Origin of the sequence: Listeria sp. ILCC792 (assembly GCF_900186135.1) — a bacterium.
In the GTDB taxonomy this organism is placed as follows: domain Bacteria; phylum Bacillota; class Bacilli; order Lactobacillales; family Listeriaceae; genus Listeria; species Listeria goaensis.
This window is the reverse complement of record NZ_FYBO01000016.1, coordinates 36,373-46,269: the sequence shown is the minus strand read 5'-3', so window position 1 is coordinate 46,269 and position 9,897 is coordinate 36,373. Positions and strand designations below refer to the sequence as shown.

Genomic DNA, 9,897 nt, shown 5'->3' with positions numbered 1-9,897 from the left:
CCGTAAGCGGCACTTAAAGCTACACCTGCGAGCGGGCAAAATGCGGAAACACCCACGATGACGATAGTGGCGACCACGAGTGTCCAAAATTCTGTCTTCTGTTGTTCATCTTTAATGGACGTGTAGGCGAAGGCTCGGGAATTTAACATCGCGGCTTGAAAATCTTGATGGCTGACGTCTTCTCCTTTGTTCGTCTGTTTCCATGCATCATACTGCAGCTTCATTTGGTCGGCATAAAAGGTGTCCCCGCTGAATAAATCCTCGAGGCTCACTTTACTTTTTGGGACCTCTACTTGTTTTTGCGTATAGCTGTTTTCAAACTGTGTGGTTGTCGTGGTGGCTCCAATTCGGTTTTCCGTTGTGAACGTGGTCGCATCTAAGTCGCGCATGCCTGCCACAAAGTCATCTAGCTTTTCATAAAACGGGTGGTCGATCGTGTTGCTTACTATGTCCCCGATTTGGTCGGAAAAACGGTAAAGGACGTCAAAATCCTCGAAAATCTCCTGATACTTGGATGTTCGGCTTGTATGTTGAAAGGAAATCACGCCGTCTGTGTCGTAGCGGGCAATGTCGTCTTCGGCTTCTTCTAAATTCTTGGAAACTTTCTTTAAATGGTCGATTGTACCCTTTCCCCATGCGCCTTTCCCGATAAGGCTGCCAATGCTTTTTCCTGCTTTTTCAAAGTCATCTTCCTGATAATGAATATCTTTCACTAAAGCATTCACCTACTTACTACTTTTTCTTTTAGTTTAGCATACGCAAGAAATGCAAGCTGTGGACATTGTGTGAATTTTTCAGTAATATATATCAGATTTCGGGGCACAAATAAAAAAACAAGCGGACAGCTAGTAAAATTCATTTTTGAAAATGAGATTCGTACTGGCTGTATGCTTGTTTATTTTTCCTCTTTATAGGACACTCTTCATCATTATTCCCGCACAAACTTCCTAAAAACGGCATTCAATTTGGCATAGGCGATTGGTTCGGGCGAATCAATGGATTGCACAAATTGTTTAAAATGGCCGATTTGTTCGTTAATATAGGCGTTTAGTTCATCAAGGCGCGGTTCTAAATCGAGTTCATCGCCTGCTTTTTTGCGTACTAAAAGTTCAGACGTTATTTCGCGAATTGGTTCGGGAATTTCAATTTTAGCCATGATTTCATCAAAGAGGACAGGCGGTTCCGCTTCATATTTTTCAATGTAGCTACATGCAAAAAGCGGACGGAGCACATAAAAATATTTTTTAATTTTCACCTGCTCACCTTGCAAATATTCGCGAAAATTTCCTTCCGCCATATGTAAATAATGATAAATTAGCGGTTTTAGTGCCATATTTTCACGACAAAGTTTGCGAAGTTCAGCTGCAAGATTCCCTTTATCACGATATACAATTGGCGAATTCAGCCATTCAAGTAAAGATGGATTGCACTTCCGAAGCAGTTGCAAGCCCTTCTTCAAATCCCAACCGCTCACGTCAAGCGAGTCATCAATCGGGTACTCAATCACGTCGCGCCGCTCCTCTACTGAAACATACCAATCCTCAGAATGTGTATATAAAAACCGTACATCAAAATCGCTATCTTTGGAAGGAAAGCCCCAGGCCCGACTGCCAGACTCCACTGCATACCAAATGGTTACGTTTTGTTCGTGCTCAATTCGTTTTATTTCCTTTTCAACCCATTCCCACACGCTTCTCACCTTCTTAAATTTGGAGTGTGTAGACGCTAACTACGTGCGTTTTTTCTCCAAACTGTGTTGTTTTTTCTTCCTGTTTTTGGTAGCCGAGATGTTCCCAGAAACCTTTTGCCGCCTCATTCTCATTCAAAACGCCGATGCGGAGCGACTTCGCGCCGCCGTCTGTCGCCCAGTCGCGAATGACTTGATGTAAAACGCGTCCAAGTCCTGCTTCCCTCGCGTCTGGCACAAGCAGTAACAGCCCGATAATCCATTCGCCCTTCTTTGGAAAATCCGCCACAACATCAATCAGGCCGATAGGTTCTTCCTGATCATCTAAAATCGCCATGACAAACTTGTCGAATTTCGTTTTCCCATCAGGCAAGTCCGTTAAAATGGCGTGCGCATCACTTGAATTCGCTTTCCGCCCTTGCTCAATTTGAAAGTAATCCTCGCACTTGGCGCATACATGTTCAGCCAAAGCGATATCCTTTTCATTTAAAAATTTCACATGATAATTACGTTTCATACTGTCACACTCTTTTCCACATTTCTTCTTCCATCTTGCCATATTTCCTAGTAAACTTCAATCGCTAGCAGGAATATGCTATACTTAATTGGTATGATTGGAGGAACTGAACTTATGATTAAATTAGTAGCAATTGATATTGATGGCACACTTTTAAACGACCACCACGAAGTAACAACCGAAGTGAAAGAAGCGATTCGAAAAGCAAAAGTAGCTGGCACAAAAATTGTTTTATGTACAGGCCGTCCACTTGTCGGCGTGCAACAATATTTAAGCGAACTTGAACTGCGCGAGGAAGGCGATTATGTCATTAGCTTTAACGGCGCCATGGTTCAAGATACCTTTACGAAAGAAGTCGTATCGCACTTAACGTTAACGAAAGACGACCTCGTTTCACTTTCAAAAATAAGTGATGATGCTGGACTACATATGCACTTCTTCGATGATAAAACGCTCTACACAGCGAATCGGAACATTGGAAAATACACTATTGTAGAAGCTTATTTAACCGGGAGTCAGCTCGTTTTCACTGAAATCGAGAAAATTCCGGCTGATTTCCAAATGTCAAAAGCAATGATGATTGACGAACCAGAAATTCTCGAAGCGGGAATAAAGAAGCTACCAAGCGACCTTGAAGAGCATTACCACCTTGTTCGCAGTGCCCCGTTTTATTTAGAAGTTTTAAACCCGAATGCAAGTAAAGGAAATGCGGTGAAGCAGCTTTCTGAACTTCTTGGCATCAAACAAGATGAAGTGATGTGCATAGGCGACCATGAAAATGATACAACGATGCTTGAATTTGCAGGCACTGCCGTTGCGATGGGCAATGCTATCCCGCGCCTAAAAGATATGGCTGATTTCATTACAGAAACCAACAATAACAGCGGTGTCGCGCGGGCCATTGAAAAATTCATTTTGAATGCTTAAATTAAAAAGCGTTGTAGTTTTCAATAACTACAGCGCTTTTTTTAAACTATTTTTTAAAACCCGTACTCATCATTTTTCGTGTTGCTAGCACCTTCAACGCTAGGTAAACACATGAAAACAAGAATAATAATGCTTCCAACAAACGGAATAAGACCAAGTAGCACGAACCAGCCACTTTTTCCGATGTCATGAAATCTGCGAATCATAAGGCTAATTCCCGGAATAATATTCGCGATTCCAAAGAGCCATACAAGTACGACTACAAAAAGCATTGGTCCTGCATACATTGCTCCAAAAACTTCCCCCGGATAAGCTGTACCCGCTGCTGCTGTTGCAGAAGAAAGACCAACGATTAGCATTAAAATCCAAAAGATTGCCATGATAATCGCATTCCATAGGATAGTATACCAGTATTCCGAACGTGTTGAACGCCCACTAAAGTTCACATAATTCTTCCAATAGGCTTTATAAGCTTCTAAAAATCCCATTTTTTCAACTCCCTTTTTTAAACTATCCAAATTATTATACTATACTTTCAAAGTGAATGATATGTCTAAATTTCGAATTTATTAACCATTTATTCTTTTTTAGCCACACTTTTACACTATTTCAAAAAGTAATTCGGTGTAAAAAAAACCTTTTTTTGTTTCGCGAAGTAGGCACTCTTAAGCCCATTCTCCACTGGATAATGACTAAGCTTCGTGCCAGGCTTGTAGGTTAAAATTGCGCCGCCGTGTAGGTTCATGTCGTCCCACCAAATCGCGAATGCTTTTATTTTCCCTTCAAATTTATCAGTCCCTTTAACAGGCTTCAAATTGGTGACCATCGAGTGGTAAATGTAGCCAGTAACCCATTTCCCGTTTTTATCTTGAACGGAAGTCTTGTGCCAATAGCGCGAATGCTTCCGAATTTGGACTTTTGTACCCGTTTTCCAAAGCCGAAGTGGCGTTTGTGATTTGAATTGCGGTTTTGGAAGTAGTGGGGCAACATCTTGGACGGTAGCAGAAATGGAATGTTTCTTCACATCATTTTTCGTATTGTGAGCTACTTTTATTTTAGACAATAAAGTGATATTTTGCGAAGCCGTTCCTCTGTAGCCCGTAATGCCGTACTTCGCGGCTAGCTCCATACGATGACCATAGCTTGAGTCAAGCCCAATCAGATTCATATACGCGACGAGCCCTAGATCGTCTGTTTTCGGCGCGCTCGCTTCAAACGAATCCGAACCATAATCTTTGTAATTGAACTGCATATGCGGCTTATCGACAAGCCCCCGCCAATCTCCACCCCATTCAAAACCGAGCGTCTTCGCCTTTGCGATAAACTTCTTCATATCTGCACGGTTGTACCCGTCCCACTGAATCGTTTGCCCTTTCGCTGGGACAAAATCGAATGCCTGCCCAACAATATGGTAAGACTTCATCGTCTGTGATGCGCCACTCGCCACGTGACTCTTTTGCTGCGCAGTAGTTCGGATCGTTTCGTAAATTAAAACTTCGATTTGTTCCCCTTCTGCCCATTTTAAAAGCGAAGTCGCCGCTTTTTTCGTCTGGTTGGCTAATTTTGCGATATTCGCCCAATTTCTCTCGCTGTAATACGTCACTTGCTGTCATCCCCCTTCAAATTCCCATCACGTTTCGTAAACTGTTCAAACAAACCCGTACCGCCTAGTCCTGCTAAGCCGCCAGACCATAACATAACGGAAATTGAGCCGGCACCAGGAATAAACGTTGCCAGGCCTCCAACCGTAATACCTATCATTAAACTTACTAGCGGCAAATAATGCCGCGGAATTTTATTTGTGCTTTTGACAACTTGAACAATTGCAGTTGTTGAAATTGTTAAAAACGTCATATAAGCGAGTAATTCTTCTCCAAAATTCATTTTTTCCATCTCCTTTATGAAAAGCTTTCGACAATGCTTGCAATTAAAAGTGCAGCAACAAGACCAATTGCCCAGTAAAACGAGCGCAAAGCTTTTTCTTCACGTATGTTGGCTGAAACTTCTCTATCAAGTGCGTGTTTTTCGCGGCTAGCAGATTGTGTAAGTGCATTTTTCAGCTCGTTTTCTAGTGCTTTTAGCGAGTTTCTGATTTCATTTAGTGCATGTTGTTCATTTAGTTCTCTCGCATGGCTTTGCTCCTCGATATGTTTGACACGCTTTTTCAAGTATGCCAATTCATTTTCTAATTGCACGACCTTCTCTTTCATCACTTCCACTTTCAACACCTCCGTTTTGATAGCAGCCTTTTAAAAAGTCGCATTTTTGCAACTTCCTTCATTATACGCGATTGTTGATTTTCTCACAAAAAAAGTATCGCAAAAATGCGACTATCCATTGTAAAACTTGGTGAGATAAGATATACTTTCTATAAATCTCTGGAAAGAGGGGCTTTCAATGCATGTTGGTGAGCGAATAAAAACAAGACGCAAACAATTAAAGATTAGCGCAGATGAAATTGCTAAAAAGTTAGCGGTTTCCAGGTCGACTATTTTTAGATATGAAAACGGTGAGATTGAAAAACTGCCTGTTGGCATGCTCAAGGCGATTGCTGATATGTTAGAAACGACTCCGAGTAAATTGATGGGGTGGGAAACTGAAACAAGCGAAGATTTCATCGCAATTTTTGAAGAGCTAGAGCCGGATAGACAAAGGCTGGTTTACAATTTTGCGGCGGAACAACTGGCAGCACAAAGACAAATGAAAGTTCTAGATTCCTCGACCATCGCGGCTCATTTGGAGGACGATGTCACAGAGCTTGAAATGCAAGAAATTCTGGGCTTTATTGAGAATATCAAAAAGAACTAGGACAGCTAACTTTTGTAAAAAAATAAAAAGAAAAATGGGTATAAACGTAGCATGCGATTATATAAATACAACAGTAGAAGGGGTCGTTAGATGAAACATCGTAGAAAAATTTTATTTACAGCTTTGCTAGCAACAAGTCTTTTGGGAGGATGTGGGGAGCTTCCTCTCGAAATTAATCAAACACCCGAAAATGGCTATGATTTAACCTATTATGGAACAACTGATGTAGGCGCTGAGATAACGTTTACAGATGCGGCTCGTAATGAAGAAAAGGCAATTGCAGAAGACGGCAGGTTTGCTATCCATGTTCCACGGACAACCTCTAAAGCGTCGTATGAAATCATTGCAAAAAAAGAGGGCGAAGAAGCAACAAATTCATTTACAATTCCGAAACAAAAAACATTGGTTGATTATGAGGTGCTGAAAGACCAGTTTACACTTCCGCTACCTGGTGCCCCGCAAGCGGATACAAAAGTGACGACTGGATTTAATATTGCCTGTGACGGGAACAACGTAATGGCTATTTCTCTCGTTTATGCGCCCAGTACCGAGCTTGACATGGGTATTTACGATTATGACAATTTCCAAAACGCCATTGAAGCGGTCATGCGTGCGGTTGGCTCAGAAGATAAGCTAGATAAAGTTTTAGATACTTTCGACGCTAGTCATAAGAAACACAGTACTACGAAAGTGACAGTAGATCATGCAACTTATAAATTCTCTACTGATAAGAGCCTAGATGTAACAACATTAGAGATATATCCAAATTAAATTTGCCTTACTGATCACCCCTTAGCCTGAAGGTTATAGGGGTGTTTGCTATTTTCCTAGCATACTCTTTCACTTCCAATTGAAAAGATTATACTTTAAAATAAAGAAGTAATGTGTTTTATGATTAATGATTTGAGGAGGATTTTAAATGGAACACAAAAAACGGACAAGTTTTCCGAAAGATTTTTTATGGGGTTCAGCTTCTGCTGCTTATCAAATTGAAGGTGCATGGGATACAGATGGTAAAGGACCTTCTGTTTGGGACAACTACGTACGAATTCCCGGCACGACTTATGAAGGAACAAATGGTGATGTAGCGGTTGACCATTACCATCGCTATAAAGAGGACGTGAAACTCATGGCGGACGCTGGACTAAGAGCATACCGCTTTTCGATTGCTTGGTCGCGTATTTTCCCACAAGGTAAAGGGGAATTAAACGAAGCTGGCTTGAAATTTTACGATGACTTAATTGATGAGTTATTAAAATACGATATTGAACCGCTTGTTACGATTTATCATTGGGATATTCCGCAAGCGCTATTTGATGAATACGGCGGTTGGGAATCACGCGAAGTCATTCGTGATTTTACTAATTATGCGATTACGCTATTTAAGCGCTACGGCGACCGTGTTAAATATTGGGTTTCTTTAAACGAGCAAAATATTTTTGTTGGAATGGGCTACGGACAGGCGCTTCACCCGCCAAAAGTTTCAGATTCAAAACGGATGTATGCTGTTAACCATATTGCAAACTTGGCGAATGCTAGTGTGATTCAAGCTTTCCATGAAATTATTCCTGATGGTAAAATCGGACCAAGTTTTGCCTACACGCCTCACTATCCGATTGATACGGATCCAAAAAACGTTCAAGCAGCCGATGATGCGGAAGAATTGAATAGTTATTTTTGGATGGACGTTTACGCATATGGTCGCTATCCAAGTGCAGTATGGAAATATTTAGTGGAACAAGACATTGCGCCTACAATTGAAGATGGCGATATGGAATTGCTTCGCGCTGGCAAACCTGATTTTATGGGCGTCAATTATTATCAGTCTGCAACAGTTGCTTACAACCCGCTTGACGGTGTTGGCATGAGCAATGAAATGAATACGACGGGTAAAAAAGGGACTTCGAAGGAAACAGGGGTACCAGGCGTTTATAAAAAACTGGTTAATCCATTTGTGAAAACGACAAATTGGGACTGGACTATTGACCCGAAAGGTTTACAAATTGCCTTGCGCCGCATTAACAGCCGCTATCAACTTCCTATTTTAATCACAGAAAATGGTTTAGGTGAATTTGATAAGCTGGAGGACGGGCAAATTCACGATGAATATCGCATCGAGTATTTGGCGAGTCATGTGACGGCGATTCGTGATGCGATTAGCGACGGCGTGGATATGCTTGGCTACTGCACGTGGAGCTTTACGGACTTGCTTAGCTGGTTGAACGGCTATCAAAAGCGCTATGGTTTCGTTTATGTGGACCGCGATGTGTCTGACGATGCACCGATGACGCGTATCCCGAAAGATAGCTTCTACTGGTATAAAAAAGTGATTGAAACAAATGGTGAAGAATTATAATAAAAGTTGATGACGACAATCAAAAAAAGTAGGATGGCACTTCGGCCATCCTACTTTTTTGATAAGGGCATTTCAATTTATTGTGCGTTCACAAATTCTGCTGATTTAATTCCGGCTTGGCGACCGAAAATAATAATTTCCGCCACCGAGTTTCCGCCGATTCGATTTTCTCCGTGTAAGCCGCCAGCTACTTCTCCAGCCGCGAATAACCCGGTAATTGGTTGCCCCTCTTTATTTAGCACTTCCGTATTCGTATTAATTTTCACACCGCCCATTGTGTAGTGGACGCCTGGACCGATTTTAATCGCATAATATGGCGCTTTGGATAAATCATTATCCATACCTGTCGTACGACCAAATTCAGCATCTTTTTTACTAGCTACACTTTGGTTCCATGTATTTAATGTTGCTTCCAAGTCAGTAGCTGGAACATCAATTTCTTTAGCTAAAGCCTCAATCGTATCCGCCTTTTTCACAAAGCCCATTTCTTCATATTGCTTAATTGCCTTCACACGTTCTGTTACGCCTGCATCAAAAACTAAATAAGCCGTTCTTTCTGGCAATTTATTAATAGCAGCAGTCACTTTATCTCGTGTGTCTAGTTCATTTGTGAAACGCTTGCCGTCGCTATTAACTAAGATGGCACCTTCACCACGAACTGCTTCCCCAATTAAATACGATTTTTCTTGTTGAACCGTTGGGTGAACTTGAATTTGATCCATATCAACCATTGTACCGCCAAGTTTCTCAATCATCTTGATACCATCGCCAGTACTACCTTCTTGGTTCGTTGTAACATAACCTTTTAAATCTGGACGAACTTTTTCAATCAATTCAGCATTAGCACCGTATCCACCGGTAGTAACAACAACTGCGTCTGCTGTGATATTTTTCTTCGTCTTATCATTGAACACGACTTTCACGCCGTTTACTTTGCCATCTTTTTCAGTAATTTCCGTTACATTTGCATTGACAAACGTTGGAATTTCTTCTTTTTTCACATTTTCTAACAGGCCATCTACTAAATATTGTCCTACTGCGGAACCGTCTTCTGGACGATGCGTCCGTTTTTCATTCATTCCGCCTGTAATGGTAATATTATTTAGCGTAATTCCTTTTGAATCGAGCCAATCAATTGCGTCGGCGGAGTTATCTACAAAGAAGCGTAGCATTTCTTTATCATTCGTTCCGTGTCCGCCTGCTAAAGTTTCCTCATAAAAGAGGTCGTTACTGTCTTCAATCCCTTGTTCTTTTTGAAATTTAGTTTCTGAAGCATTCATACCAGACGATGCTTTGGACGTATTTCCTCCGGCAACTGGCATTTTTTCGAAAATAACTGGGTTTAAGCCTTTTTCTTTTGCTTCAAGTGCTGCGGACATTCCTGCACCACCTGCACCGATGATAATGATGTCGTAATGGTCTTCCAGTTTATCTAGTGATGTATAGCTCGCTTGAGATGCTCCTGAATTTGCTTCCGTAGCTTCCTCTTTTTCACTAGCCTTACTTTTCTCGTTTGACTTATCACTGGACCCGCACCCTGCTAGGACGAGTGTGATAGAAAGGATAAAAATAAGTGTAGCTAATAATTTCTTTTTCATTGTT

Annotated in this window: 11 protein-coding genes and 3 pseudogenes; 4 read left to right on the top strand and 10 right to left on the bottom strand. The window is 41.4% G+C overall.

The features are described 5' to 3' along the window. The 3 genes and pseudogenes from CFS60_RS13295 to CFS60_RS13285 all read right to left on the bottom strand — a co-directional run. A pseudogene (locus CFS60_RS13295) lies at positions 1-713 on the bottom strand (hypothetical protein); the annotation flags it as partial. Between the two features lie 215 nt (positions 714-928). Further along, positions 929-1,690 (bottom strand): nucleotidyltransferase domain-containing protein, encoded by a 762-nt coding sequence (locus CFS60_RS13290; protein WP_205408904.1) that lies wholly within the window; start codon positions 1,688-1,690, stop codon positions 929-931. A 13-nt stretch (positions 1,691-1,703) separates the two neighbouring features. Beyond that, positions 1,704-2,204 carry an N-acetyltransferase gene (locus CFS60_RS13285; protein ID WP_088810464.1) on the bottom strand — a complete coding sequence of 167 codons (501 nt, stop codon included), beginning with the start codon at positions 2,202-2,204 and terminating at the stop codon, positions 1,704-1,706. Between the two features lie 114 nt (positions 2,205-2,318). Here CFS60_RS13285 and yidA point away from each other — a divergent pair, with 114 nt between their 5' ends. Then, on the top strand, positions 2,319-3,131 hold the full coding sequence (gene yidA / locus CFS60_RS13280) for a sugar-phosphatase (protein ID WP_088816077.1): 813 nt from the start codon (positions 2,319-2,321) through the stop codon (positions 3,129-3,131). A gap of 53 nt (positions 3,132-3,184) precedes the next feature. Here the strand turns inward: yidA and CFS60_RS13275 are convergent, their stop codons facing one another. The 6 genes and pseudogenes from CFS60_RS13275 to CFS60_RS13260 all read right to left on the bottom strand — a co-directional run bounded on the left by CFS60_RS13275 (position 3,185) and on the right by CFS60_RS13260 (position 5,350). Then, positions 3,185-3,619 (bottom strand): DUF805 domain-containing protein, encoded by a 435-nt coding sequence (locus CFS60_RS13275; protein WP_088810466.1) that lies wholly within the window; start codon positions 3,617-3,619, stop codon positions 3,185-3,187. A 116-nt stretch (positions 3,620-3,735) separates the two neighbouring features. Beyond that, the gene (locus CFS60_RS14175; protein ID WP_369823205.1) at positions 3,736-3,957 is read right to left on the bottom strand and encodes a hypothetical protein; all 222 of its coding nucleotides are present in this window, start codon (positions 3,955-3,957) and stop codon (positions 3,736-3,738) included. Between the two features lie 6 nt (positions 3,958-3,963). Continuing rightward, positions 3,964-4,131 (bottom strand): annotated as a pseudogene (locus CFS60_RS14170) (hypothetical protein); the annotation flags it as partial. 48 nt (positions 4,132-4,179) lie between these two features. Continuing rightward, a pseudogene (locus tag CFS60_RS14115) lies at positions 4,180-4,734 on the bottom strand (M15 family metallopeptidase); the annotation flags it as partial. Then, on the bottom strand, positions 4,731-5,015 hold the full coding sequence (locus CFS60_RS13265; RefSeq protein WP_088816079.1) for a holin: 285 nt from the start codon (positions 5,013-5,015) through the stop codon (positions 4,731-4,733). The pseudogene CFS60_RS14115 and the gene CFS60_RS13265, both read right to left, overlap by 4 nt. 14 nt (positions 5,016-5,029) lie before the next feature. After that, a complete protein-coding gene (locus CFS60_RS13260) occupies positions 5,030-5,350 on the bottom strand; it encodes a hypothetical protein (protein WP_088810469.1) in 321 nt (106 codons plus the stop codon). 178 nt (positions 5,351-5,528) lie between these two features. Between CFS60_RS13260 and CFS60_RS13255 the strand changes: the two genes are divergently transcribed. From CFS60_RS13255 to CFS60_RS13245, 3 genes are all read left to right on the top strand, one after another. Beyond that, positions 5,529-5,939, top strand: a complete 411-nt coding sequence (locus tag CFS60_RS13255; RefSeq protein WP_088810470.1) for a helix-turn-helix domain-containing protein — start codon at positions 5,529-5,531, stop codon at positions 5,937-5,939. A gap of 90 nt (positions 5,940-6,029) precedes the next feature. Next, positions 6,030-6,710 (top strand): hypothetical protein, encoded by a 681-nt coding sequence (locus CFS60_RS13250; protein WP_088810471.1) that lies wholly within the window; start codon positions 6,030-6,032, stop codon positions 6,708-6,710. Positions 6,711-6,858: 148 nt separating this feature from the next. Beyond that, positions 6,859-8,295, top strand: a complete 1,437-nt coding sequence (locus CFS60_RS13245) for a glycoside hydrolase family 1 protein (protein ID WP_088810472.1) — start codon at positions 6,859-6,861, stop codon at positions 8,293-8,295. Positions 8,296-8,372: 77 nt separating this feature from the next. Here CFS60_RS13245 and CFS60_RS13240 read toward each other — a convergent pair whose 3' ends face one another. Continuing rightward, a complete protein-coding gene (locus CFS60_RS13240; protein ID WP_088839365.1) occupies positions 8,373-9,893 on the bottom strand; it encodes a flavocytochrome c in 1,521 nt (506 codons plus the stop codon). Between the last annotated feature and the right edge of the window lie 4 nt (positions 9,894-9,897).